Genomic DNA, 24,862 nt, shown 5'->3' with positions numbered 1-24,862 from the left:
TTAAAGTTATATGGCTAATTTGGCATTAACATTATGTTATCTAACAAAATTTTTACAAAAGGTCATCAAGTAAAATAAAGCGATATAATCATCAATAGACTCTATACATGAATGATTTTACGAAGATAACAAGGGCATCGTTATCTTTATACATAAGTTAGTAGGGAGCGAAATATTTTGAAGAAGACTATAATGAGTATTATATTAATATCAATTATAGGTTTTGCAGGTATTCTAGGCGGCACACCGGCTAAAGCAGAATCTGTTACAGCGATTAATGAAGAAATTAGTAGTTTAGAAGAACAATTGCAACAAGCATCAGCACAATTAAAAAAGCTAACAGAGACAGTGAATGAAACACAAACAAAAATAGAACAGAAAAATCAAGAGATTTCTACGACAAAGACTGAAATTGAAAGTTTGCAAAATGAGATTGCTGAAATTGAGAAACGAATTGAAGCACGTAATGTTGTTCTAAAAGAGCGTGCACGTTCGTTACAAGAGTCAGGTGGAACGGTCAGCTACTTAGAAGTATTATTAGGTGCGCAAAGCTTTAGCGATTTTATTAATCGGACAGAAGCAGTAGCAACCATTGTTACAGCAGATAAAACGATTCTTGAAGAACATGCTAGAGATATGGAACGTGTGGAAAATGCAAAGTTAGAAGTGGAGACTAGACTGCAATCATTAGAAACCATGCTGACTGATTTAAAAGCAATGGAAGCTGAGACAAACCAAAAGATGCAGGAGTTAGAAGATAAAGAAGGTAAGTTACAAGCGGAAGTAAGTACTTTAGTTGAAAAGAAAGAGGCATTATTGGCTGAAGAAGCGGCTAAGGCTGCAGCAGCGGCAAAAGCAGCAGAAGAAGCTGCAAAAGCTGCAAGTGCATCACAACCAGCTGCTCAAACATCAAATAGTACAGCACCAGCGACAACTACAAACTCTGCCCCAGCCCCAGCAGCTTCTGTAAAGACAAGCGGAGGATTTGGCTGGCCAGCAGTAGGTGGAATTATCACTTCTTATCAAGGACAACGTTGGGGACGTCTACATAAAGGAATTGATATTGCAGGCGTATCAAATCGCGCCATCTTAGCATCACAAGGCGGAACCGTTACATTTGCCGGCTGGCATGATTCATTTGGTAACTATGTTAAAATCAATCACCCGAATGGCTATATGACTTTATATGCACATATGTCCTCATTAAATGTATCGGCTGGACAAACTGTATCAAAAGGTCAGCAAATTGGTGTCATGGGCTCAACTGGACATTCAACAGGAATGCACCTTCACTTTGAAGTCCATCAAAATGGCAGACTATTAAATCCAATGGATGTTCTATAATTGATTAGATGAACGAATTTGATAATGATATAAAAAAGCGATGGCTGGATAAACGGTCATCGCTTTTTCATATATATTTTATAACTGATTATAGCTAGTTTACAATCTTCCTTTGTTTTGCAAAAACTACTTTCCGTCTTAAAGGTGCTATTATTTTCCTTTTCGTGTAAAATATTTAATGAAAGGTTAAGGATATGCTTTTGGAGGTAATTATGGAAATTTCAGTTGATAAGCTCTTACATAAGATGGAAGAAAAGTTAAAGGAAGCGAAGGAAACGGGTTCAGATGCCGTGATTCGCGAGCGAATTCATGCAATAAAAACAATGTGTGAACTTATTTTAGAAGAACCGTCTACAACAAACACAACCGTGAGCCAATCATCCAATTTGCAAGTGGCAAAACCCATTTATACAGGACAAGGATCAAGTTTGCCAAACCAACCACAACGATTAATTATCGATGAAGAGTCAAATGGAGAGTCCATTTTTGATTTTTAAAATAAAGCTGTTTTCGTAAAGTTTGTTGTTAAAATTTAAAGGCTAATTTTAACGTGGACATAGCTATTTCCGGGCTTCAATTCAGTTTTCAGCTCTTTTCTCTTCTGTTAAAACCTGATACACAGTGAAAAACTTAGGTTAAACATCCTGTTTTTTATACTATAAGCAACAATGTCTGAGAAAAGAGCCTAAAATAAAGGAAGGGAGAAGGAGTCTTAATGAAAATATTTGTGATTATTGGGGCTGTATTTACGGCTCTTTCCGTTGCGTTCGGAGCATTTGGTGCTCATATTCTTGAACGAATCCTTGAACCTAGATATTTAGAAACGTGGGGAACAGGGGTTACATACCAGATGCTGCATGCAGTTGGGATTATATTGGTCGGATTGTTAATGGGGAAACTGCCAGGAAATACGTTATTGTCATGGTCAGGTTGGTTAATGGTCATTGGGATTCTATTGTTTTCAGGAAGTTTGTTTGTCCTAAGTATAACGAAGATTAGTATGTTAGGAGCGATCACTCCTCTAGGCGGTGTATCGTTTATCATTGCTTGGGTGTTAATGATTGTAGCGGCTGTTAAATATTTGTAAGTGAATAAATCAAACCGATACAGTTACATATCGCTATATGAAAAGGGAGTTCGAGATGATGTCGAACTCCCTTTCTATTAGACTTAATGAGCAGTAAGTCCCCCTATTGATGGGAGTTTCCCTTTATCTCGGTGGAAAAGTCGCAAGACCACCAGTACCACCAAAGGATGGTTCATATTCAATTTCTTCAGTAAATGTCACATAATCAAGGTAAACCATCGGCAGTAATAAACGTTGGCCGGTTTCAGGGTCACTGAGAATTAAATGATCTCTCCCAGCAGCCTCGATAATCCCCGTCCATGTTTTTGCATTCCATTCGCGGTTACCTTCAAATGTGGCATGAACAGTTGCAAGCTTGCCACGATTTAGGCGCAGAATATTTTCAATATAAGATTGTTCCATTGGGAGCATTCCTGCTCCACCGACTGTCCCAGGTGCCCCTCCACCTCCAGTAGGTGGTATAAATCCAGCCTGCGGATATTGTGGGTATTGATATTGTGGAGCAACCGCTGGCTGCATCGGTCCAGCTCCCCCGTGATATGGATTTTGCTTGTATGGATAATATTGATTCATGTAATTCCCTCCTAGTTCCCTTAATAAAGGTTGAAAATATCATATAAAAGATGACTCAAGTTATAAGTACTACTCACTAAATAATGAATATGGAAAAAGAGGCTTGATTATGACAAAAACATGGAGATTTAAAATGAGGGTCAGCAGCAATGCGGGTCACTAAGATGGTTTGCGCAGGCATCCATTCCCGGTTAAAGTGGGAAAATGAGGACAAAAAGAGGGCGACGTCGCGACGCCACCCTCTTAACTTTTACTTCACATCAAAAAATGAATGGATTTTTTCTTCAGAAAGAATATTTCCAACAAAGAAAGCACCAAATTCACCGTATCTTGCACTTACTTCATCAAAGCGCATTTCATAAATAAGCTTTTTAAATTGAATCACATCATCTGCAAATAAGGTAACGCCCCACTCGTAATCATCAAAACCAACGGAGCCGGTAATGATTTGTTTCACTTTTCCGGCATATTGACGGCCAATCATGCCATGACTTCTCATTAATTCCTGACGCTCAGACATAGACAACATATACCAGTTATCATTTCCTTGGCGACGCTTGTCCATTGGATAGAAACAAACATGGTTTGCCTTTGGTAAAATTGGGTATAGTCTTGAGCGAACATGAGGGTTTTGATATGGATCTTCTCCATCATCTGAAGAAAGGTAATTACTAAGCTCTACAACTGAAACATATGACCCAGATGGAATCGTATACTCGGCCAGCTTTGTCTTGTTAAATTCAGTTTCTAATTCATTAAGCTCTTCCATCGTTGGACGTAAAATCATCATCATAAAATCAGCTTTTTGGCCAACAATTGTATAAAGAGCATGACTGCCGTTATTCTCGCTTTGAGTTCCATTCAGTTTGTCTAATAAACTTCTAAATTCCTGAAGGGCGGATTCTCTTTCCTCACTAGATAAATCTTTCCATGAACTCCAATCCACCGTGCGGAAATCATGTAAGCAATACCAGCCATCCAATGTTTTTGCTGCTTCACTCATTACTACCACTCCTATTTCGATTTTAACACTACTATAGCATAGTTTTACCATTTGCTCATGAAAGAAACCCTAAACCGAAGAACAGTGGTTTGTGCATAATGAAAAGAAAAAGAGAAATAATAGTATAGGTAACAATGAAACGATTTTTTATTAATTGGGATTATATTACATATTTGTCGTTAATTGTTGAAAAATGCCAATTGTAGTATTCTAGTAATGGAATGGAAATTGATTAGGAGGTCATCAAATGAGTGACTTATTCTCAGGTCTAAAAGATAAAGTGTCAGGTAAAAATCTAAAAATTGTTTTTCCGGAAGGGTTAGATGAAAGAGTGTTAGCAGCAGCGGGACGTTTAGCTGCAGATGGAGTGTTAACCCCGATTATTGTGGGAAATATTGAGCAAGTTGAAGCGAAAGCAAAAGAATTGAATGTATCATTGGATAATGCTGAAATCTATGATCCAGCTAGTTATGCGGAATTTGATGCGTTAGTTGCTTCATTTATTGAGCGTCGTAAAGGAAAAGCAACAGAAGAATCAGCACGTAAAACGCTTTTAGATGAAAACTATTTTGGAACAATGCTGGTTTATACAGGTAAAGCGGATGGTCTTGTTAGCGGTGCAGCTCACTCAACGGCTGACACGGTACGACCTGCCCTACAAATTATTAAAACAAAAGAAGGCGTCAGCAAAACATCAGGCGTGTTCATCATGGCTCGTGAGGATGAAAAATATGTTTTTGCTGATTGTGCGATTAACATTTCTCCTGACAGCAATGATTTGGCTGAAATTGCGATTGAAAGTGCCAAAACAGCAGAAATGTTTGATGTTGAACCACGTGTGGCCATGTTAAGTTTCTCAACAAAAGGGTCAGCTAAATCTCCTGAAACAGAGAAGGTTGCAAAGGCCGTTGAAGAGGCAAAGAAACGTGCTCCACAATTAGTAGTTGATGGAGAATTCCAATTTGACGCAGCTTTTGTTCCTTCTGTTGCGAAAAAGAAAGCGCCTGGCTCTGTTCTTCAAGGGGATGCCACTGTATTTGTATTCCCAAGTCTTGAAGCGGGTAATATCGGTTACAAAATTGCCCAACGTTTAGGTAATTTTGATGCAGTAGGTCCAATTTTACAAGGATTAAATGCCCCAGTGAATGACCTTTCTCGTGGGTGTAATGAAGATGATGTCTATAAATTAGCATTAATTACGGCTGCCCAAGCACTAGCAAAATAAGGTAAGTGAGAGCCTATCAATAGATGGGCTCTTTTGTATGGAAACACGCTGAATATGGAGCAAGTTGTCCAAGTTGCCCTACTCGGTTTTGGAGCAACTTCACTTAAGGGCGTTATTATAATGAAAGCAATCGTGTTATACTAGTGATTAGTAAACAAGAATTTAGGAGAATCTCATGGAGACAAGTTATGACTTATTAACACAAGACCATTGGAGGGTTATTGACCAATCCTCCGCAGGTTTATATAACCGTGCACTAGAGTCCTTCGCAATCGATGACACACTCTGTGCAGCTGTGGGAAAAGAACTTTCCCCTGCAACAGCAAGATCATGGGTACATCAAAAAACGATTGTACTAGGAATACAAGATACAAAGTTGCCTTTCTTACAAGACGGGGTAGCCTTTTTACGTGAAAATGGCTATGACGTTATCGTAAGAAATTCAGGCGGTCTGGCAGTTGTTTTGGATGAAGGAGTCTTAAACTTGTCACTTGTTCTGCCTGAAAGTGTGAAAAGAATTGACATCAATCGCGGATATGATGCGATGTGGGAACTCATTAAAGAGATGTTTCGCGATGTTGATGTGGAGATCGAGGCCCGAGAAATAGTTGGTTCGTATTGTCCAGGAAGCTATGATCTGAGTATAGATGGAAAAAAGTTTGCTGGGATTTCACAGCGGCGAATTCGAGGCGGGGTTGCCGTTCAAATCTATCTATGTATTACGGGCAGTGGCAGCGAACGGGCTGAGCTGATTAAACAATTTTATGAACGTAGTAAAAAAGGAATGGAAACGAAGCATATATACCCTGATATTGTTCCAGAGGTCATGGCTTCGTTATCAGAGCTTCTGTCTACGAACTTGACGATACAAGATGTGATGCTAAGGTTTCTTAAAGTACTTCAAACAAAGTCCAATAGGCTTACAGCAGAGTCATTATCAACGGAAGAAGTTTCATTATATCAAGGGTATCTAGAGAGAGTGATAGAGAGAAATAATCATGTATTAGGGGAATGATAAAAAGCCGCAAGCTTCTTATGCTGCGGCTTATAGAGTGAAATTCTATAAGTGGGGGCCAGCAGGGTGCTGGTCGCACAGACGTTGCGTAGGTGGATTCAGTCTGTGTTCAATTTCGGAGCTTTTTGCGGACAGTTGATTCCCCACCTATGTCTTATATTATACTTAGAATCTTTGGATGGGACCCTTACTGCCCGTTAAGCCTCATAAAGGAATTGTTGCCAATCTCCTACTCAGCGACCTTTTCTAAGTTCCCATTTCGGTCCATTTTAAAGGTAGTATTAGAACGGTCCTCTTCCTCAAACAGGGCAAGTTTGCGGGCACGATTCATAATTTTCATTAATGTCTCGTAATCTTCTTGCATGATTCCTGTGTTTTCTTCCATTTCTTCAATTTTCATCTCTAGCTCTTTATTTTTTGCTCGTGCGTCTGCTAATTCACGTTTTAATCTTTCATTCTCCGTTTTTAAAATATCAAGGTGTAGATTAGAACGTTTTAAGTTTTCTAAATAAGTAATAACATAATCAATAGAACCTGAATTTGGTGCCACGGTTGTTGGGTTCACCGGATTTGTTTGTACTGGAACACTCATTTCTTCGCTCATTTCGACTTCCATGCTTGGAAACTCTTGGAATTCAGGTTGAACCGGCATCTCTACACTTGGGGTTACAGCAATGGACTCAATTTCTTCTATACTAGGTTGTGGTGGTGAGTATAATAGTTTCTTTTTGCCACCTTGGTCTTTGCCGAGAATTCTTTGTCTTTGCTTTCGTTGCTTTTTCGCTAATTGCAACGCTTTTTCATAGTTATGTCTTACGACTGCATTCCATCTGAAGCCACAAGCCGCAGAGGTTCTATTAAGCTTGTCACCTACTTCTTCAAAGGCATTCAGTTGTGTGCTGCCTTCTCTCACATGTCTTAGAACCGTTTCAGCTAGTAGTAAATCATCTTCTTCTGTCCATGCATCTTGTCTTACTTTCAATTTCTTCAACTCCCATTAAAGTAGTTTTTTATTTTATAAAATAATTTCGTTATCTTCATGATGTCCAACTTTAAGAAGTCTTATACAGTGATTAAAAGGATAGTAGATTATATTTGTAAAAATTTTTCAATAAAGTGAAACTTCCATCAGTGGGGGTTTTCTTTCATCCACACTGATTTAGTCACGCAGAGCCTGATTGATTTATTTAAGGGCTAAAGCCCAAAGATAAATCTTATTTCACCCATCGGAGCTTTACGGACAGTTGATCCCCCGCCTATCTTCTTTTATTTTACTTAGAATCTTGAGGTGGGGATCTTACTGCCCGTTAAGCCTGAAAAAAGGTCAACTTGCAATTCACTACATTAAGCTGTAAAATACCTCATAGTGAAAAAAGCATGTTTTAAAACTCACTACTTAATAGAAGAGTGAGTTGGTTAATAGAAAGGGATGTAGAATAAATGGCAACAGAGTTTCGAGTCTGCGATGATTGTCAGGCAGTGAATTTGAAAACATTAATCCCCTTATTGAAAAAGATTGATCCTGATGCAAGTATTGAGATAGGCTGTCAATCATACTGCGGACCAGGTCGCAAAAAGACCTTTGCGTTTGTCAATAATCGACCACTAGCGGCTTTGACTGAAGAAGAGCTAGAGGAAAAAATTAAAAAGAAGTTAAAAAAATAACCGGAACTTCCATTTATGGGAGTTTTTCTCCTTTTATCAGATCTAACGGGAAGTAAGACCCGCTTCAAAATTCTATTTGCAAAAATAGAAGATACTGGGGGATTATGGATCGTAAAGCTCTGAAATAATGAACACAGATGAAATGCGCTTTCCGCAACGTCTGTGTGACCAGCAGGCCTGCTAGCCTCAGCTAATCATCAGTAAGAGATAAAGGAACTCCCCACTTATGGAAGTTTCACTTTATCTAGCAAATGTACGTGAGCTCATGTTTGGCTTTTGTCGATTATTGGAAGGATTTGTGGAATGTAATGGAGAATAGATTAGAAAGGTATGACCTAATGAAAGAGGGAAGAAAATGGCCTATTCACAAGAAAAGCTTTCAGAAGAGAAGGTATTTAAAGACCCTGTTCATCGTTATGTGCATGTGCGTGACCGTGTAATCTGGGACTTGATTGGAACAAAGGAGTTCCAGCGGTTAAGAAGAATCAAACAGCTAGGTACAACGTATTTAACTTTTCACGGTGCAGAACATAGCCGGTTTAACCATTCTCTAGGTGTATATGAAATCATTCGGCGTATTGTCGATGATGTATTCGCGGGGCGTCCTGGTTGGAACCAAGAAGAACGCTTGCTTTCTCTTTGTGCTGCATTGCTTCACGATTTAGGGCATGGGCCTTTCTCACATTCCTTCGAAAAGGTATTCCAATTAGACCATGAACAATTTACACAAGCGATTATATTAGGAGATACAGAGGTTCATGCTGTTTTACAAAAGGTAGACGCTGACTTCCCTAAAAAAGTTGCAGAGGTAATTGCCAAAACATATAAAGATAAATTAGTTGTTAGCTTGATTTCGAGTCAAATTGATGCAGACCGGATGGATTATTTGCAACGTGACGCTTATTTTACGGGTGTAAGTTATGGTCATTTTGATATGGAGCGGATCCTGAGAGTGATGAGGCCGCTGGAGGATCAAGTCGTCATTAAGAAAAGCGGCATGCATGCAGTAGAGGATTATATTATGAGTCGCTATCAAATGTATTGGCAAGTATATTTTCATCCGGTGACTCGCAGTGCAGAGGTTATTTTAACGAAAATATTACACCGAGCAAAAGCGCTTCATGAACAATATTATTCTTTTAAATATCATCCGATCCACTTTTATTCCTTATTCGAATCAGAAATTACCCTTGAGGATTATTTAAGGTTAGATGAATCGGTCATTCTGTATTATTTTCAAATGTGGCAGGATGAGGATGACCCGATTTTGAGTGATTTATGTCGTCGTTTCGTCAATCGAAACTTATTTAAGTATGCGGAGTTTGATCCGGCGAAAGAATATCGGAAGGTTGCTGAGCTTTCGGTCTTGTTTGAGAAGGCGGGAATTGACCCTGATTATTATTTGGTTGTCGACTCTTCATCAGATTTGCCGTACGATTTTTACCGGCCGGGTGAGGAAGAAGAGCGCTTGCCTATTGGGTTACTCATGAAAAATGGAGACATTCACGAGCTTTCACGGGAATCAGAAATTGTCGATGCGATTTCTGGAAAAAGGAGAACAGACCACAAACTCTATTTTCCAGCCGACTTTTTATATGATAATCGTTCAAAAGGGAATATTAAGAAGCAAATTCGTGAACTTTTAGATTTAGCAGATCGTGACTAATGGCACTATATGAAGAGATGGGAAAAGGTAGGAGTTGAACGAATGTTAGAGGATCACACTAAAATCATGCATGCGATTGCTGAGTCTGGTGAAATTATCGGCAGAAAAAAGTTGCAAAAGATGATTTTTATTGCGAAAAAATTAACCTTTCCATTTGCGGAGAAATTCCAGTTTCATTTTTTTGGCCCCTATTCAGAGGAGCTCACACTTCGAATTGAGGAGCTTTGTAATATGGGCTTTCTCAATGAAGTCAAAGAGAAAAAAGGTGGTTACTACCAATATCGTTATACGCTAACAGAGGATGGCAAGCAATTTTTAGCTGTGAATAAAATGGATATCCCCCATTTGCAAGATTGTATGATCGATATGAATGGTCAAAATGCGAGATTCCTTGAACTCGTTTCAACGGTTTTATATTTTAATAATTTACCGCGTGAAGAGGTCCAAGACAAAGTGTTTACATTAAAAAGCAAACAGCGATATACAGTAGAAGAAGTGGACCAAGCTTATGAATATATTGAGACTTTAAAAGGGAAAGTTCAGCTTGTTTAATGGATGAATAAAGAGGAGTCGATCACCTATCTTTTCATAGGCGATCAGGCTCCTCTTTTTTGATACGAAGAAACGGCTTTTTATTGATCGCTAAAAAGCTTTCCACCTGTCCCGTAATCGTTTTTGTTCATTTCCTCGATGAAAACAGTGACCTTTTCTCTTGTCGCTCCCGTTGTTTCAACAACCGCTTCTGTTACTTTTTCAACTAATGCTCTTTTTTGTTCGACTGTTCTGCCCTCTAGCATTTTCACGGTTACATATGGCATTTGTATGGACCTCCTAGTTTTTTTATTAACATGGTCTAGTTTTCCATAACTATTCGTGATAAGCAAGTCGCAAGAAGGGACGATAGCTTCAATTTTCACTTTATCTCAGTAATCATGTATAATTTTGATTAGATTAGCGCGAAAAGTTAAATGCAAAGGAGTTTTGCCGTTGGATGGATTCTCAAGTTTTTTAGCCTACCCATTGGAACAGATCCCGTATGTAGCGATCACCTTGATTATTGCCTTTTCGGTTCATGAATTTGCCCATGCTTTTACAGCTTGGAAATTTGGTGATGACACGGCTAAGAATCAAGGAAGATTAACTTTGAATCCGATTTCTCATTTGGATCCAATTGGTACAATCCTAATTTTTATTGCCGGATTTGGCTGGGCTCGCCCGGTTCCGGTTAACCGATTTTTCTTTAAAAAGCCGCGATTGGCAGGAATTTTAGTCTCATTTGCAGGACCGTTAAGCAACTTGATCTTAGTTTGTCTTGGGTTCCTCATTTGGTACGGATTGCTGGCCTCAGGGGCTGCCGCAAGTCTGCCTTCGTTCGTTTCAGACTTTTTTAATATTTTTATTGGGTTAAATGCAGTGTTATTTGTGTTTAACTTGTTGCCGATACCACCGTTAGATGGCTACCGGATTATTGAGGATCTGGCACCTATGGATGTTCGCGCCAAGATGACCCAGTTTGAACAATATGGCATGTTAATCTTTTTAATTTTAGTACTAACCCCACTTGATCGATATACCATCCAACCGATTTTTGGGACTGTCTTGCCGTGGTTAGTAGGCGGGTTAAATGACTTTTTCCAGGGGTGGTTTTTTTAAAGCGATATGATCCTTTTTTGGACAGGCAGTGTGTTCATAAAGAGATTCAGTTAATCACATAATGAAGTACTAGATAACTTTTCAACAGAATAGAGAAAGGGAGTTTTTATAATGGAAGAAAAGAAAAAAAGGAAAGTTCAGTTTAATATTATTAAAAATGACCCGATGGATGGGCATAAAGGGTTTGGAAAAGGCGTTCTCAGCCTTAATAATGTCTCTCCGGTTATTATTGATGTGGATGAATGTGAAGCGATCATTGATATCGGTGCGTTACATGCCCGCAGTGTAGTGGAAAAGGGAATTAAGTTCCTGCCTAATAAAGAGGAAGTTCCAAATGGAAGGCCGTATTGGCTTGTGTGGGTAACCATTGACCGTGCGGAAGAAGGTCCTTATTACGCGGGCGTCACCGCTTGTGAAATGACGGTTGACCGCTCGATCCGCAGAGGATACAAGTCTTTGCCTGAGCATGTGAATCGTATGGACAAATCCATCAAGCGACATATAATTGTCGATCATATGGATGAAAAGTCCAAAGTGGTATTACGCGACTTTTTGAAAAACCATAATGCCGATATGTGGGAAAGCTCTTCGCAGAAATTAAAGGATGATTTGCTGGGATAGGATTAGAATATTTAGGTTGGCCACTATTTTTCGATGAAATAGTGGTTTTTTTGTTGAATGGATCGTTAGTTAGCTCTGATAGCGGTGATCGCTGGAGTGGTCAGGGGAAGTTGCGTTTATCGGTGGAGTGATAGCAGCAAAAATAGGGATAGGAGCGTGAAATTGCTTTTATCAGAGGGTGGATAACAGAAAAAATAGAGGTAGGAGTGCGAATTTGCTTTTATCGGAGGAGTGATAGCAGCAAAAATAGGGGTAGGAGCGCGAATTTGCTTTTATCAGAGGGGGGATAACAGCAAAAATAGAGGTAGGAGTGTGAATTTGCTTTTATCGAATGGTGGATAACAGCAAAAATAAAGAGATACATAAAAAAACGGGGTATAACGTGTTAATAGCCAAAATGCAGCGTTGGGCGTAAAATTGGCAGGATCCCGCCTAACACAAAAAAATCCGCGGCCTGAAACCTCAATCGATTTCAAACAGCGGCTCATTCTTTTACGTCCACGGAAGAACCTTTTTATACCAAGGGATCTTCGGCTTTTCGTCCTTAGGAGAAGCAGGAGGCTTTTTACCATCCTTTGATGACTCATGCTGATATAAGTGTTCTGTACAATATTCAGTGGGTTCTGTTCCGGTTGCAAAATAGGTAAATCTCCGTACTGGACAATCTTCGGTTGCTAGTTTCCCGGTAGCAGGATCCATGTAGACACCGACCGTTCCCTCCGGAGCTTTAAAGGCTTTAACTGGCTTATCATGTAGGGCCTTTTCCATAAATTGAACCCATATCTTTTTTGCATACGTTTTATCAACGGTTAGCTCAAGTTCGCGGCCATCATCATATCCAGTCCAAACCGCTGATACGAGCTGTGGCGTATAACCAATCATCCAACGGTCTCCACCTGTTGAACCGGATTTACCGGCATAGGTTCGTGTAACCTCTTTTAGCATAGAATTGCCTGTTACGCTCGCATAACCGTTTAGTTTTTTATCGAACATTCCCGTCATCATATGGGTCATCACAAAGGCTAATTGGGGTTGCAACACTACTTTCGACTCTTTGTGATGTTCGTAAATAATATCCCCTTTATGATTTTCAACGCGCTTGATCATCACAGGTTCAACTTGTTTTCCACCATTAGCAAACAAACTATAGGCGTTTGCCATTTCAATCACTTTAACCCCTGACGTGCCAAGGGCCAGTGAAGGAACTTTGACCATATCAGTGGAGATTCCGAATCGCTTGGCGGTTTCAACCAAAGTTTCTTCACCTAAAAATAAATGAGTTTTGACTGCATAAACGTTGTCTGATACTGCAAGTGCCTGGGCCATCGTCACATTATCTTCCGCATACTGATTATTAAAATTATGCGGAGTGTATTCCGCTCGATCATCATCAAATCGGAAGGTCGTTTTCGTGCTAAACATATTCGTAGCAGGGGTAAAGCCTTGTTCCAGAGCAGCATAATAAAGCAGTGGTTTTAACGTTGAGCCTGGCTGCCTTACTGCCTGAGTTACACGGTTAAAGGGGCTCTCCGTATAATCCCTGCCACCGACCATCGCCTTCACATACCCAGATTTCGGATCCATCGCCACAAATCCGACTTGAATATCAGAGTTCTCGGTCATTCTTGTTTCAATCACTTCTTCTGCAATTTTTTGTTGGTCTAAGTTTAAAGTGGTGTAAACCTTTAAACCACCAAGGGCAATTGTTCGTTCATCGATTTGTAAATCATTTTTTAAGATTTGGCGAACTGAATCTTGAAAGTAGGGAGCGGTAATTAAAGCATTATGTTGATGCTCGCCAACTAGTGTTAACTCCTCATTCTTAGCCATTTCTTGTTGGTGTTTAGTAATTAATCCGTTTTCCGTCATCTCTGCCAAGATAACCTCTTGCCGGTCTTTTGCCTTGTCTGGGTTGGCAAGCGGCGAGTAAATGCTTGGCCCTTTTGGAATGCCTGCTAACATGGAGGCCTCGGCCAACGTTAAGTCAGCGGCATCTTTGCCAAAGTAATATTGACTGGCAGCCTGGACCCCATATGCACCGTTGCCATAGTAAATGGTATTTAAATAGCCTTCAAGAATTTCCTGTTTGGAATAATTCATCTCAAGCCGGATCGTATAAAAGGCCTCATTCAACTTCCGCTTCCATGTTTTTTCATGTTCAAGATAAAGATTACGGGCAAATTGCTGGCTGATTGTACTAGCTCCTTGCACTTTAGCCATCGCTTTCACGTCGGCAATTGCAGCACCGGCAATTCGTTTATAATCAAACCCATTGTGATGGTAAAAATTACGATCTTCAATGGAAAGAGTGGCGTCGATTAAATGGGGATGAATGTGCTCCAAGTTCACCCAATACCGCTTTTGCCCATTGTGACTCTCTCCGATGATCGATCCATCATCCGCATAATATAAGGTGGATTGCGGAACGGTGAGAGGGGGCGGACCTAACACTTTGGCATAGGTCAAAACTCCAACCATACATAAGGCAATGAGTGCTGTGCCGATACAGGCTAGAAAAAACAAGGCACGAAGATATTTCATCGTTTTGCGAAAACGTTGATCGGTTATAATTTCCATTGCTGATCACCCCCTATATAAAAATGCGTTAGTCGTTTTTCTCTCTATAAAGATTAGTTAGTATTAGTATGAAAATGTTTCCTATTTTTTAAACATTTTTTAGCAGAATCTGTAGGTTTTTCTTTTCAATTCATGTTTGTTCATCTATAATTTTTCCGAGTTTGTTTTTTGCGTTCGGGAACACTAAGGGAACCTTTGTCTAACCGGATTTTAAAAAAAGGAGGTACATACATGCGATTTGATGAAGCTTATTCAGGAAATGTTTTTATTAAAAGTTATCCCACTTATAAAGATAGTCAAGCGGTGATCTATGGAATGCCAATGGATTGGACAGTTAGTTTTCGCCCAGGCTCTCGTTTTGGTCCAACACGAATTCGGGAGGTTTCGGTTGGACTAGAGGAATACAGTCCATATTTGGATCGTGAATTAGAAGAAGTAAAATATTTTGATGCGGGGGATATTCCGCTGCCATTTGGAAACCCAGAAAAAAGCTTAAATTTAATTGAGGAATACGTTGATCAAATTTTGGCAGATGGAAAGTTCCCATTAGGGATGGGGGGCGAACATTTAGTCACTTGGCCTGTCATTAAAGCCATGTACAAAAAATACCCAGATTTAGCGATCATTCATATGGATGCTCATACCGATTTACGTTTGGAATATGAAGGGGAGCCGTTATCCCACTCGACTCCGATTCGCAAGGCCGCAGAATTAATCGGCCCAGGAAACATTTATTCTTTTGGGATTCGGTCAGGGATGAAGGAAGAATTTCAGTGGGCAAAAGAAGTGGGCATGCATATTTACAAGTTTGATGTTCATAAACCACTTACCGATGTATTGCCAAAGCTATCAGGTCGACCTGTCTATGTAACCATTGATATTGATGTGTTAGATCCGGCCCATGCACCTGGTACAGGCACAGTTGACGCAGGAGGAATTACATCAAAGGAACTGTTGGCTTCCATTCATGAAATTGCCCGCTCAAATGTCAAAGTCGTTGGAGCTGACTTAGTTGAAGTGGCTCCAGTTTATGATTCATCCGAACAAACCGTTAACACTGCAAGCAAGATGATCCGCGAAATGATTTTAGGGTTTGTAAAATAGAAAAAGGGGTCCCCTCTAAGGGCCCCTCACTTCCTAACGGTTTCCAACACCAAACTTACTAAAGCTTGAAATGGGTATGGAATATAATCAATCTTTCCAGCTTTATCTGACACTTTACTTTGATAATCGGCTTTTAAACGCTCCACCATATAGACGATATCAAAGCTCTTCTTGTTTAATGCCTTTTCATCCTTTTCAATATTTATAAACCAATATTCAGTATTTTTAAAAACGGCCTTATTCTTTCTTACGGTTTCAGGTTTAATTTTAAACGATTGTAATTCGTGAAGTAAGTCTTCAAATGTTTCTTTCGCGTCTACTTTTTCCCTCTCGTCATTTCCGTAAAACAACCCAATCATTTTTCGTTTTTTCATCGTTGTATTCAATCCCTTAATTTGTACTCCCCTATATTATACCATTTAACTTTAATAGGCAGATTTCCTGATGAAGCAAGAGCTTGGCTGAATAAAGTTAAAGCCTCTGGCAGGTGAAACGGATTTTTATAGAGCAGGTGTAATAAAAATCCAGGTGTAAATTCGACAAGCGTAGGGGATTAGGGTTGAATTTTTTCAAAAAAGGCCATTCTATTAATGGAAATCTTGAAACCTGCTACTAAAAAATTTATACTTAATAGGTTATAGATAAAACAACGATTGATGAACAAGGATAACTTGGGATGGGAAAATGAACGGAGCTTCTTGAACAACATTACATAGGGAGAGTAGTCAGTTGATTTTTCAAAATATAGAAATGAGGTGTGGCAGTTGACCAGCTTACAGACGGAACAATTGCCTGTTAAAATAACGGTAAATACGACGATTCATAATGAGGATGAGAAAGAAACCTATGAATTAATTACGTTTGGCCATTTTTATCAAAAAACCAATTCAGCCTATCTTCGTTATGAGGAGATCTTGGAAGAGGGGACCATTAAAACGCTTGTGAAAATTTCTGGTGATGAAGGGTCATTATTACGAACTGGAGCCATCAAAATGCGCATTCCGTTTCAAAAAAATAAACGGATGACAGGCAATTATGAGACTCCATATGGAATATTGGAGTTAAGTACGGCCACATCGAGAATTCATCAATCCTTTGACGAAGAGGCTAAAAAGGGTGAATTTGACTTATTATATCGGTTAACGATGCAAGGTTCAGATGCAGGTACATATCAATTAACGATTCGATTTGAGGAGGATCAGTCATGAATATAGTCGAACAGGTGAAGACGAAATTAAAAGACGAGATTGCAGCAGCAGTCGTAAAAGCAAATTTAGCAACAGCAGAGCAACTGCCTGATGTTGTGTTGGAAATTCCAAAGGATAAGGCCAATGGGGATTACTCCACAAACATGGCGATGCAATTAGCACGAGTGGCAAAAAAGGCACCGAAAGTGATTGCAGAGGAATTAGTCGCTAACTTTGATAAAGCACAAGCTTCCATTGAAAAAATTGAAATTGCAGGGCCGGGATTTATCAACTTTTACATGAATAACAGTTATTTAACTGATTTAATTCCTGCCATTCTTGAAGCGGATGACAAATATGGGGAAACAACGGTCGGAAATGGCCAGAAGGTTCAAGTCGAGTTCGTTTCAGCAAACCCAACGGGAGATTTACATTTAGGACATGCCCGTGGTGCTGCAGTCGGAGATTCACTTTGTAAAATTCTCGACAAAGCAGGCTATGATGTATCACGCGAATACTATATTAATGATGCCGGGAATCAAATCAACAATCTTGCCCTTTCCGTTGAGGCTCGTTATTTCCAAGCGCTTGGCATGGACAAATCAATGCCTGAAGATGGCTACCATGGGGCTGATATTATTGGCATTGGGAAAAGGTTAGCGAAGGAGTTTGGCGATCAATTCGTTGAAATGGATGAAAAAGAGCGTTTCGATCAATTCCGTGAATACGGCTTGAAATATGAAATGGAAAAATTAAAGAGAGACTTGGAAGACTTCCGAGTTAGCTTTGATGTATGGTTCTCAGAAACTTCTCTATATCAAAACGGCAAAATTGATGAAGCGTTAGCGGCACTGAAGCAAGCAAGCTATATTTATGAACAAGACGGGGCTACATGGTTGCGTTCAACTGATTTTGAAGATGACAAAGACCGTGTATTAATTAAGCAAGATGGTTCTTATACTTATTTATTGCCTGATATTGCTTATCACCGCGATAAGTTAGAGCGTGGTTTTGAAAAGCTGATTAATATTTGGGGTGCAGACCACCATGGCTATATTCCAAGAATGAAGGCAGCGATTCAGGCGTTAGGTCATGATGCAGATACACTTGAAGTAGAAATCATCCAGCTCGTTCATTTATATAAAAACGGCGAAAAAATGAAAATGAGTAAGCGGACCGGTAAAGCGGTAACGATGAGAGACCTTGTTGAAGAGGTAGGATTGGATGCAACCCGTTACTTCTTTGCGATGAGAAGTGCGGATACGCATATGGACTTTGATTTAGACTTAGCGGTTTCACAGTCAAATGAAAACCCGGTTTATTACTCACAATATGCCCATGCCCGAATTTGCAGTATTTTACGTCAAGCAGGCGAGCAAAATCTAAGTGTAAAATCTGATGCAGATTATTCTTATATTCAGTCTGAAAAAGAATTTGATGTGTTAAAGAAGCTTGGAGAATTCCCAGAAGCAGTTGCTGAGGCTGCTGTAAAAAGAACGCCACACCGCATTACAAACTATATTTTTGAATTAGCTTCGACTTTCCATAGTTTCTATAATGCAGAAAAAGTATTGGATACAGAGCATATTGAGAAAACAACGGCTCGTCTAGCGTTAATTAAATCCGTTCAAATTACACTAAAAAATGCATTAGCTTTAATCGGAGTTTCTGCTCCAGAAAAAATGTAAAAATAATTAGGTGCCAGACCCTTCGATTTGTGGAAGGGGTCTGACACCTATAAAAATAGCGATACGGCCCGTGCTGTATATTCTTTGCATAATGCCCATGGACTTAAGGGATACAAATCCTTTTGCGTCATAACATGGGCATTTTTTTGATCCTTCTTCAAAATCTTTAATACTTCCTCAATATATTTTTTATCATACGTGTAACAATTGATTTCATGGTTCAAGTAAAAACTTCTTTTATCAAAATTGGCGGTTCCGATATCACAGACTTTGTCATCAATAATGAGGATTTTGGCATGATAGAAGCCTTTTTTGTATTGAAAAATCGTAGCACCTTGTGGAATCAACTTTCTTAAATACGGATAAGAGGCTTCCTTTACTAAAGGATGGTCCGCTGTCCCCGGAACCAAAATCTCCAAATTTACCCCTCTTTTTAAAGCGGCTTCTAATTCTGAAAAAACCTTTTTTCCCGGAATAAAATAGGGTGTCCCAATTAATATTGACTGTTCTGCTTGACGTATTAGTTTAGTAAAGGTTTTTTCAAGATGAAAACCTTCAGATGGGATTAATTGGTGGCGGTAAGGACCTTTTTCCAATGGTGGAAAATAAGGGTCGTGGTAGTGAATTGAAACTTTAGCAGCTGACTGCCAATCCATCAAAAAGACATCCTGCAGATCTTGAACGCCTTCCCCTTGAATTTTTAAATGGTAGTCTCGCCAAGGGTTTAGTTTTTTGTCATGATTAATGTATTCCTTGCCGACATTATATCCGCCAAGATAACCGACTTTTCCATCAATGACCGTAATTTTTCGATGATTCCTTGTATTGAAGGAATAAAAAAGGAAGGGGAATTTGGGAACTCGAGAAAAGGCTAGTTGGACTCCGGTATTTTCGAATTGTTTTTTTATGTGGCGTCTTGGTTTTAAACAACCGAGCCAATCCAACAGGAGCCGAACTTCAACACCTTCTTTTGCCTTTTCTTTTAAAATAGACATAAATTCTAAGCTGATCTCATCGTCTTTTAAAATATAAAAAAGCACATGAATATGTTTCTCCGCTTTCTTTAACTCATTAAAATAGTCTTGAAATAATTTAGGACCTGATGTAAAGGGGTTTATGTAGCTTTCCCGGACTGGATAGGTTCTAACGTTAAGCTGTTTTATATGCAGTCTGCGACCAAATATAAAGTCTAAACTTGTCCAAACTGTTAGAAGTAGTAAGAGCAATAGAATGATTATCAAAAGTTCGCCCCCTCCCGCTAGTTTCCCTATCGTCTTTTTAGTATGTACGTTTTAAACGGAGAAATACGAGTAAGTGTGTGAACAATACGAGTAACCATGCTAAAAATACGAGTAAGTGTATCAAAAATACGGGTAACCATGCCAAAAATACGAGTAAAGGACCAAAAAATACGGGTAAACACAATAAGCTGAAAATCTCTACCTCTGAAAACACCTCTTCCTTATAAAAAAGTCATAATGGAACGGAAGAACTCAACATATTTTAAATAAAAGGGATTAAATTTTGGGAATTCGGACGATTTCCAACAAGAAAAATTAACGAGATCTTAAATTTTTAGTATATTGTTTCTATTCAAACAAATTAAGTAGTAATATAATGATAGATAAAAGCGTTTTCAAATGTTTAGTAAGGAACCCTTTTTTGAACTCTATAATAAAGATTTATTCACAATTATTCTGTTTCTAAGACCATTGCAGCCGTTAGGAGGAATTCCTATGAAAAGTAGAACTGTGATTGTAAGTGGAGTTCGAACCCCTTTTGGTAAATTAGGCGGGAATTTGAGCAGTCTGTCAGCCTCAGACCTTGGGGCAATCGCCATTAAAGAAGCTGTGGCACGAGCAGGAATTTCTAGCCTTGATGTGAACAGCGTCATTATGGGGACCGTGCTCCAGGGAGGACAGGGACAGATTCCTTCTCGACAGGCAGCCGTCAAAGCAGGCCTGCCATGGCAAGTTAAGACCGAAACCATTAATAAGGTTTGTGCTTCAGGGATGCGAAGTGTGACATTAGCCGACATGATGATTCGGTCAGGTGACGAGGAAATTATTGTTGCAGGTGGAATGGAGTCAATGAGCCAAGCACCTTTTTTACTCCAAGATGCCCGGTTTGGTTTACGGATGGGAAATACACCACTAAAGGATTTAATGATAGGGGATGGGTTAACTTGTAGTTTTACAGGCGTCCATATGGGTGTTTATGGGGATGAAGCTGCCAATAGATTGAACATCAGTCGGGAGGCTCAAGATCGCTGGGCATTAAGAAGTCATGAGCGGGCAGTCTTAGTGATGGAGCAAGAACTGTTTGCGGAAGAAATCGTACCTGTTGACGTAAAGGGGAAAAAAGGAAATCAAGTCATCCACCATGATGAATCGCCGCGGAAAGATACAACTTTGGAAAAACTTGCGAAGCTAAAGCCTGTTTTTGGGGAAACGGGCACCATTACAGCTGGGAATGCGCCTGGCGTCAATGATGGAGCAGGTGCGTTTGTCCTTATGAGTGAAGAGCGAGCGGAAAGGGAAAACCGAAGGCCACAAGCGATCATTCTTGGTCATGCCGAAGTAGCGGTGGAAGCCAAAGACTTCCCAGTAACCCCCGGACTTGTCATTAACACCCTTCTTAAGAAAACGGGGAAAAGGTTAGAAGGCATCGATTTGTTTGAGATTAACGAAGCGTTCGCAGCAGTTGCTCTGGCATCAATGGAAATCGCAGGACTGGATCCCGAAAAGGTCAATGTTAATGGGGGCGCGATTGCAATTGGTCACCCGATTGGGGCAAGTGGAGCGAGAATCATCCTTACTCTTATGTATGAATTAAAAAGGCGTGGTGGCGGCATAGGAATTGCAGCTATTTGTAGTGGCGGTGGTCAAGGCGACGCCATCATGATCGAAGTACCAAAGGATTAAATGACTAATGAAAGATGGTGCTTGGCACCTAGGAGGAAATGATATTGAATATTGAAAAAATCATGGTGATTGGTGCTGGTCAAATGGGATCAGGAATTGCGCAAGTTTGTTTGCAGGGAGGTTATCATGTCAGTGTTTATGACCTTAACGAGGAGTTGATCCAGCGGGGAGTCCATACGATCGATAAAAATCTATCAGGGCTTATTCGTAAAGGAAGAATGAGCGAAGAAGAAAAAGAAGCCAACCTTTCGCGGCTGACTGCCACAACTGCACTAGAAAACGCCAAAGACGCTGATTTAGTAATTGAGGCGGCTGTAGAAAAGATGGAAGTCAAAACAGAAATTTTTCAGCGGTTAGATGAAATCGTTAAGCCTGAGACGATTCTAGCGAGCAACACTTCTTCGCTTCCAATTACTGAAATCGCAGGGGTGACTACGAGGCCGCAACGAGTGATTGGCATGCATTTTATGAATCCAGTGCCAGTGATGAAGCTTGTCGAGATCATTCGTGGATTGGCAACAAGTGATGAAGTATTCCAGACCGTAAAGCAAACAGCGGAAAGGCTAGGGAAAACACCTGTAGAAGTGAATGATTTCCCCGGCTTTGTGTCAAATCGAATATTATTGCCGATGATTAATGAGGCCATTTTCACCCTATATGAAGGAGTGGCAACGAAAGAGAGCATTGATGAAGTGATGAAACTGGGAATGAATCATCCGATGGGGCCATTAACGCTTGCTGATTTCATCGGCTTGGACACTTGTCTTTCCATAATGGAAACGTTACACCAAGGATTTGGCGATGATAAATATCGTCCGTGTCCATTGCTTCGTAAGTATGTGAAGGCCGGCTGGTTAGGGAGAAAAACAGGCCGTGGATTTTATGAGTATGAGTAAGACGGATAGGGCTTTCGAGCTTATGGCCATTTTCCCTTAAAATATCAAGTCTAACAACTGCCATATCCATTTAACTTCATTCAGCTAAAGTCTCCATTCAACAAGTGGTGATTGAAACACCTAGCTTTTAACCATTCTAAGGGAGGTCAATCTAGGCCGAATGAAGTTAAAACCTCCGGAGGATGCCACAGATTTTCAAAGGACGTTTTTCAAGCGGGCCCGAAAAAATCTGGGCGCAAATACACCAAGGCGAATTTGACTTAATAGCTTAAAGCCCGCTCCAGGTTTAGATCCTGAGAGGAGGGGACCCCTATGGATTTGCGTTTTACGGAAGAGCAGAAGATGGTAAGGGAGCTCGTGATGGACTTTGCGGAAAAGGAGGTAAAGCCTTTTGTTCCAAATATGGAGGCAGGCGAATTTCCCCGCCAGATTTTGAAAGAAATGGGAAATCTCGGGTTAATGGGAATCCCAGTCCCTGAAAAATATGGCGGCGCAGGAATGGACTTTATCTCTTACATTCTTACGATTCACGAGTTATCAAAGGTGAGTGCCACGATCGGTGTGATTCTTTCTGTGCATACATCGGTTGGCACGAATCCGATTTTATTATTTGGGAGTGAAGAGCAGAAAATGACTTTAATCCCAAAGCTCGCATCAGGCCAATATCTAGGGGCTTTTTGCCTGACTGAATCTCATGCAGGCTCAGATGCTCAAAACCTCAAAACAAAAGCGGTCAAACAAGGCAACGATTATATTCTTAACGGCTCCAAATTGTTTATTACGAACGGTGGGGAGGCGGATCTTTATATTGTATTTGCAGTCACAAATCCTGAACTTGGCTCAAGAGGAATGACGGCATTTATCGTTGAAAAGGGCACACCGGGTCTCATTTTTGGAAAAGATGAAAAGAAAATGGGCCTTCATGGCTCCCGAACCCTTCCCATTCTCTTTGAAAATATGAAAATACCGGTTCAAAATCGATTGGGTCAAGAAGGAGAAGGATTTAAGATTGCTCTTGCCAACCTTGAATTTGGCCGCATTGGGATTGCTGCGCAAAGCTTAGGAATTGCCCAAGCGGCTTATGAAGAGGCTGTCGCTTACGCCAAGACACGCCAGCAATTCGGTCGTCCAATTGCAAAACAACAAGGGGTCGGCTTTAAGCTGGCTGATATGGCTACCGCAATCGAAGCTGCAAAATTAGTAGTCTATCAAGCTGCCTTTTTAAAACAAAATGGACGTTCCTGTAGAAAAGAATCGTCCATAGCAAAACTATTTTCTTCCAAAACCGCAATGAAAGTGACAACTGAAGCGATTCAAATTTTTGGCGGCTATGGCTATACAAAAGACTATCCAGTGGAACGATTTTTCCGAGATGCAAAAATTACGGAGATTTATGAAGGAACAAGTGAAATTCAGCGAATGGTCATTAGTAAACATCTTTAAGCCTGGATTAGAAATCAAAGGCAAAGGAGAATGGGGATGAATTTCAAATTAAGTGATGAACACGAGATGATTCGTCAAATGGTTCGTGATTTTGCCCAAAACGAAGTAGCACCAACAGCAGCCGAACGGGATGAAGAAGAAAGCTACGATCCAACTATTTTTGCAAAAATGGCGGAGTTAGGTTTAACAGGGATTCCCTGGCCTGAAGAGTATGGTGGGATTGGCAGTGATTACTTGGCCTATGCCATTGCAGTGGAGGAATTAGCACGTGTTTGCGCCTCAACAGCTGTAACATTATCAGCCCACACATCTCTCGCTTGCTTTCCAATATACAAGTTTGGGACAGAGGTCCAAAAACAGAAGTATTTGAAACCAATGGCATTAGGTGAATCTTTGGGGGCTTACGGATTAACCGAGCCTGGCAGCGGTTCAGATGCAGGGGGAATGCGAACAACCGCAAAGCTCGAAGGAGACCATTATCTCTTAAATGGTTCGAAAATATTTATCACCAATGGCGGAATAGCAGATATTTATATCGTGTTTGCCTTAACCCAACCTGAAAAGAAGCAAAAAGGCACAACCGCTTTTATCGTTGAAAAAAATACTCCCGGTTTTTCAATCGGGAAAAAGGAAAAGAAGCTAGGAATTCGCTCCTCACCAACGACTGAAATTATTTTTCAAGACTGTAAAGTACCAAAGGAAAATGTCCTTGGTCATATAGGCGAAGGGTTTAAAATCGCCATGCAGACGTTAGATGGCGGTCGAAATGGGATTGCCGCTCAGGCAGTAGGGATTGCTCAAGGAGCTCTTGATGCAGCTGTCCATTATGCAAAAACTCGCCAGCAATTTGGCAAACCGATTATACAGAATCAGGGAATCTCCTTTAAATTGGCTGATATGGCAACAGAGATAGAGGCATCCAGACTATTAACCTATCAAGCAGCCTGGCGGGAAAGTGTTGGTTTGCCTTATGCAAAAGAGTCAGCCATGTCGAAATTATTTGCTGGTGACACAGCGATGAAAGTAACGACAGAAGCCGTCCAGGTGTTTGGGGGGTATGGTTATACAAAGGAATATCCAGTTGAGCGGTTTATGCGTGATGCCAAAATCACCCAAATTTACGAAGGCACTCAGGAAATTCAACGATTGGTTATTTCAAGACTAGTAACAGGGGTATAAGAAATTTCATCT

Annotated in this window: 24 protein-coding genes; 17 read left to right on the top strand and 7 right to left on the bottom strand. The window is 40.2% G+C overall.

Annotated elements, in window-relative coordinates:
- Positions 1-177 precede the first annotated feature (177 nt).
- The 3 genes from R4Z10_RS20320 (at position 178) to R4Z10_RS20310 (ending at position 2,431) form a co-directional block, all read left to right on the top strand.
- The gene (locus R4Z10_RS20320; protein WP_338471088.1) at positions 178-1,344 is read left to right on the top strand and encodes a peptidoglycan DD-metalloendopeptidase family protein; all 1,167 of its coding nucleotides are present in this window, start codon (positions 178-180) and stop codon (positions 1,342-1,344) included.
- Positions 1,345-1,556: 212 nt separating this feature from the next.
- Entirely contained in the window at positions 1,557-1,841 is a 285-nt protein-coding gene (locus tag R4Z10_RS20315; RefSeq protein WP_338471087.1) for a YwdI family protein, read from the top strand.
- Between the two features lie 218 nt (positions 1,842-2,059).
- Positions 2,060-2,431, top strand: a complete 372-nt coding sequence (locus R4Z10_RS20310; RefSeq protein WP_338471086.1) for a DUF423 domain-containing protein — start codon at positions 2,060-2,062, stop codon at positions 2,429-2,431.
- Between the two features lie 123 nt (positions 2,432-2,554).
- Here R4Z10_RS20310 and gerQ read toward each other — a convergent pair whose 3' ends face one another.
- Together gerQ and hemQ are read right to left on the bottom strand one after the other, a co-directional pair.
- Positions 2,555-3,004 carry a spore coat protein GerQ gene (gene gerQ / locus R4Z10_RS20305; protein WP_338471085.1) on the bottom strand — a complete coding sequence of 150 codons (450 nt, stop codon included), beginning with the start codon at positions 3,002-3,004 and terminating at the stop codon, positions 2,555-2,557.
- Positions 3,005-3,254: 250 nt separating this feature from the next.
- Positions 3,255-4,007, bottom strand: a complete 753-nt coding sequence (gene hemQ, locus R4Z10_RS20300; RefSeq protein ID WP_338471084.1) for a hydrogen peroxide-dependent heme synthase — start codon at positions 4,005-4,007, stop codon at positions 3,255-3,257.
- Positions 4,008-4,254: 247 nt separating this feature from the next.
- On the opposite strand from hemQ, the gene pta reads away from it, so the two are divergent.
- Both pta and R4Z10_RS20290 read left to right on the top strand, forming a co-directional pair.
- Positions 4,255-5,232, top strand: a complete 978-nt coding sequence (gene pta / locus R4Z10_RS20295; RefSeq protein WP_338471083.1) for a phosphate acetyltransferase — start codon at positions 4,255-4,257, stop codon at positions 5,230-5,232.
- 175 nt (positions 5,233-5,407) lie between these two features.
- Positions 5,408-6,247, top strand: coding sequence for a lipoate--protein ligase family protein (locus R4Z10_RS20290; RefSeq protein WP_338471082.1), 840 nt, complete (start codon positions 5,408-5,410; stop codon positions 6,245-6,247).
- A gap of 229 nt (positions 6,248-6,476) precedes the next feature.
- On the opposite strand, the gene R4Z10_RS20285 is transcribed toward R4Z10_RS20290, so the two are convergent.
- Positions 6,477-7,229 carry an RsfA family transcriptional regulator gene (locus tag R4Z10_RS20285; RefSeq protein ID WP_338471081.1) on the bottom strand — a complete coding sequence of 251 codons (753 nt, stop codon included), beginning with the start codon at positions 7,227-7,229 and terminating at the stop codon, positions 6,477-6,479.
- A 458-nt stretch (positions 7,230-7,687) separates the two neighbouring features.
- Here R4Z10_RS20285 and R4Z10_RS20280 point away from each other — a divergent pair, with 458 nt between their 5' ends.
- The 3 genes from R4Z10_RS20280 (at position 7,688) to R4Z10_RS20270 (ending at position 10,130) form a co-directional block, all read left to right on the top strand.
- The gene (locus R4Z10_RS20280) at positions 7,688-7,912 is read left to right on the top strand and encodes a DUF1450 domain-containing protein (protein WP_338471080.1); all 225 of its coding nucleotides are present in this window, start codon (positions 7,688-7,690) and stop codon (positions 7,910-7,912) included.
- Positions 7,913-8,267: 355 nt separating this feature from the next.
- A complete protein-coding gene (locus tag R4Z10_RS20275) occupies positions 8,268-9,578 on the top strand; it encodes an HD domain-containing protein (RefSeq protein WP_338471079.1) in 1,311 nt (436 codons plus the stop codon).
- Between the two features lie 42 nt (positions 9,579-9,620).
- Positions 9,621-10,130, top strand: a complete 510-nt coding sequence (locus R4Z10_RS20270) for a YwgA family protein (RefSeq protein WP_338471078.1) — start codon at positions 9,621-9,623, stop codon at positions 10,128-10,130.
- 80 nt (positions 10,131-10,210) lie between these two features.
- On the opposite strand, the gene R4Z10_RS20265 is transcribed toward R4Z10_RS20270, so the two are convergent.
- Complete coding sequence (locus R4Z10_RS20265) at positions 10,211-10,396, bottom strand: 2-hydroxymuconate tautomerase (protein WP_338471077.1); 186 nt, start codon at positions 10,394-10,396, stop codon at positions 10,211-10,213.
- A 169-nt stretch (positions 10,397-10,565) separates the two neighbouring features.
- On the opposite strand from R4Z10_RS20265, the gene R4Z10_RS20260 reads away from it, so the two are divergent.
- Together R4Z10_RS20260 and R4Z10_RS20255 are read left to right on the top strand one after the other, a co-directional pair.
- Entirely contained in the window at positions 10,566-11,231 is a 666-nt protein-coding gene (locus tag R4Z10_RS20260; protein WP_338471076.1) for a site-2 protease family protein, read from the top strand.
- 111 nt (positions 11,232-11,342) lie between these two features.
- On the top strand, positions 11,343-11,852 hold the full coding sequence (locus R4Z10_RS20255) for a YwhD family protein (RefSeq protein WP_338471075.1): 510 nt from the start codon (positions 11,343-11,345) through the stop codon (positions 11,850-11,852).
- Between the two features lie 492 nt (positions 11,853-12,344).
- On the opposite strand, the gene R4Z10_RS20250 is transcribed toward R4Z10_RS20255, so the two are convergent.
- Entirely contained in the window at positions 12,345-14,429 is a 2,085-nt protein-coding gene (locus R4Z10_RS20250) for a PBP1A family penicillin-binding protein (RefSeq protein WP_338471074.1), read from the bottom strand.
- Between the two features lie 231 nt (positions 14,430-14,660).
- Here R4Z10_RS20250 and speB point away from each other — a divergent pair, with 231 nt between their 5' ends.
- On the top strand, positions 14,661-15,533 hold the full coding sequence (gene speB / locus R4Z10_RS20245; RefSeq protein WP_338471073.1) for an agmatinase: 873 nt from the start codon (positions 14,661-14,663) through the stop codon (positions 15,531-15,533).
- A gap of 26 nt (positions 15,534-15,559) precedes the next feature.
- Here speB and R4Z10_RS20240 read toward each other — a convergent pair whose 3' ends face one another.
- On the bottom strand, positions 15,560-15,907 hold the full coding sequence (locus R4Z10_RS20240; RefSeq protein ID WP_338471072.1) for a hypothetical protein: 348 nt from the start codon (positions 15,905-15,907) through the stop codon (positions 15,560-15,562).
- A 390-nt stretch (positions 15,908-16,297) separates the two neighbouring features.
- Here R4Z10_RS20240 and R4Z10_RS20235 point away from each other — a divergent pair, with 390 nt between their 5' ends.
- Positions 16,298-16,741, top strand: coding sequence for a DUF1934 domain-containing protein (locus tag R4Z10_RS20235; protein ID WP_338471071.1), 444 nt, complete (start codon positions 16,298-16,300; stop codon positions 16,739-16,741).
- Positions 16,738-18,408: an arginine--tRNA ligase gene (argS, locus tag R4Z10_RS20230; protein WP_338471070.1), complete on the top strand. Its 1,671-nt coding sequence runs from the start codon at positions 16,738-16,740 to the stop codon at positions 18,406-18,408. The genes R4Z10_RS20235 and argS overlap by 4 nt, the downstream gene beginning before the upstream one ends.
- A gap of 47 nt (positions 18,409-18,455) precedes the next feature.
- Here argS and cls read toward each other — a convergent pair whose 3' ends face one another.
- On the bottom strand, positions 18,456-19,649 hold the full coding sequence (gene cls / locus R4Z10_RS20225) for a cardiolipin synthase (protein WP_338471069.1): 1,194 nt from the start codon (positions 19,647-19,649) through the stop codon (positions 18,456-18,458).
- Between the two features lie 495 nt (positions 19,650-20,144).
- On the opposite strand from cls, the gene R4Z10_RS20220 reads away from it, so the two are divergent.
- The 4 genes from R4Z10_RS20220 to R4Z10_RS20205 all read left to right on the top strand — a co-directional run bounded on the left by R4Z10_RS20220 (position 20,145) and on the right by R4Z10_RS20205 (position 24,850).
- Positions 20,145-21,332 carry an acetyl-CoA C-acetyltransferase gene (locus R4Z10_RS20220; RefSeq protein WP_338471068.1) on the top strand — a complete coding sequence of 396 codons (1,188 nt, stop codon included), beginning with the start codon at positions 20,145-20,147 and terminating at the stop codon, positions 21,330-21,332.
- Positions 21,333-21,376: 44 nt separating this feature from the next.
- Positions 21,377-22,228, top strand: coding sequence for a 3-hydroxybutyryl-CoA dehydrogenase (locus tag R4Z10_RS20215; RefSeq protein ID WP_338471067.1), 852 nt, complete (start codon positions 21,377-21,379; stop codon positions 22,226-22,228).
- Between the two features lie 312 nt (positions 22,229-22,540).
- On the top strand, positions 22,541-23,671 hold the full coding sequence (locus tag R4Z10_RS20210) for an acyl-CoA dehydrogenase (protein WP_338471066.1): 1,131 nt from the start codon (positions 22,541-22,543) through the stop codon (positions 23,669-23,671).
- A 36-nt stretch (positions 23,672-23,707) separates the two neighbouring features.
- Positions 23,708-24,850: an acyl-CoA dehydrogenase gene (locus R4Z10_RS20205; protein ID WP_338471065.1), complete on the top strand. Its 1,143-nt coding sequence runs from the start codon at positions 23,708-23,710 to the stop codon at positions 24,848-24,850.
- The last annotated feature ends 12 nt before the right edge of the window (positions 24,851-24,862 follow it).

This window comes from Niallia sp. XMNu-256, from assembly GCF_036670015.1.
Lineage (GTDB): Bacteria > Bacillota > Bacilli > Bacillales > Cytobacillaceae > Bacillus_BD.
This window is presented reverse-complemented; position numbering and strand designations above follow the sequence as displayed.

Excerpts from the sequence above, each read along its gene's own strand:
- R4Z10_RS20315 (WP_338471087.1), top strand. The coding sequence starts at position 1,557 with ATGGAAATTTCAGTTGATAAGCTCTTACATAAGATGGAAGAAAAGTTA.
- R4Z10_RS20310 (WP_338471086.1), top strand. The coding sequence starts at position 2,060 with ATGAAAATATTTGTGATTATTGGGGCTGTATTTACGGCTCTTTCCGTT.
- gerQ (WP_338471085.1), bottom strand. The coding sequence starts at position 3,004 with ATGAATCAATATTATCCATACAAGCAAAATCCATATCACGGGGGAGCT.
- hemQ (WP_338471084.1), bottom strand. The coding sequence starts at position 4,007 with ATGAGTGAAGCAGCAAAAACATTGGATGGCTGGTATTGCTTACATGAT.
- pta (WP_338471083.1), top strand. The coding sequence starts at position 4,255 with ATGAGTGACTTATTCTCAGGTCTAAAAGATAAAGTGTCAGGTAAAAAT.
- R4Z10_RS20290 (WP_338471082.1), top strand. The coding sequence starts at position 5,408 with ATGGAGACAAGTTATGACTTATTAACACAAGACCATTGGAGGGTTATT.
- R4Z10_RS20280 (WP_338471080.1), top strand. The coding sequence starts at position 7,688 with ATGGCAACAGAGTTTCGAGTCTGCGATGATTGTCAGGCAGTGAATTTG.
- R4Z10_RS20275 (WP_338471079.1), top strand. The coding sequence starts at position 8,268 with ATGGCCTATTCACAAGAAAAGCTTTCAGAAGAGAAGGTATTTAAAGAC.
- R4Z10_RS20270 (WP_338471078.1), top strand. The coding sequence starts at position 9,621 with ATGTTAGAGGATCACACTAAAATCATGCATGCGATTGCTGAGTCTGGT.
- R4Z10_RS20265 (WP_338471077.1), bottom strand. The coding sequence starts at position 10,396 with ATGCCATATGTAACCGTGAAAATGCTAGAGGGCAGAACAGTCGAACAA.
- R4Z10_RS20255 (WP_338471075.1), top strand. The coding sequence starts at position 11,343 with ATGGAAGAAAAGAAAAAAAGGAAAGTTCAGTTTAATATTATTAAAAAT.
- R4Z10_RS20250 (WP_338471074.1), bottom strand. The coding sequence starts at position 14,429 with ATGGAAATTATAACCGATCAACGTTTTCGCAAAACGATGAAATATCTT.
- speB (WP_338471073.1), top strand. The coding sequence starts at position 14,661 with ATGCGATTTGATGAAGCTTATTCAGGAAATGTTTTTATTAAAAGTTAT.
- R4Z10_RS20240 (WP_338471072.1), bottom strand. The coding sequence starts at position 15,907 with ATGAAAAAACGAAAAATGATTGGGTTGTTTTACGGAAATGACGAGAGG.
- argS (WP_338471070.1), top strand. The coding sequence starts at position 16,738 with ATGAATATAGTCGAACAGGTGAAGACGAAATTAAAAGACGAGATTGCA.
- R4Z10_RS20220 (WP_338471068.1), top strand. The coding sequence starts at position 20,145 with ATGAAAAGTAGAACTGTGATTGTAAGTGGAGTTCGAACCCCTTTTGGT.
- R4Z10_RS20210 (WP_338471066.1), top strand. The coding sequence starts at position 22,541 with ATGGATTTGCGTTTTACGGAAGAGCAGAAGATGGTAAGGGAGCTCGTG.
- R4Z10_RS20205 (WP_338471065.1), top strand. The coding sequence starts at position 23,708 with ATGAATTTCAAATTAAGTGATGAACACGAGATGATTCGTCAAATGGTT.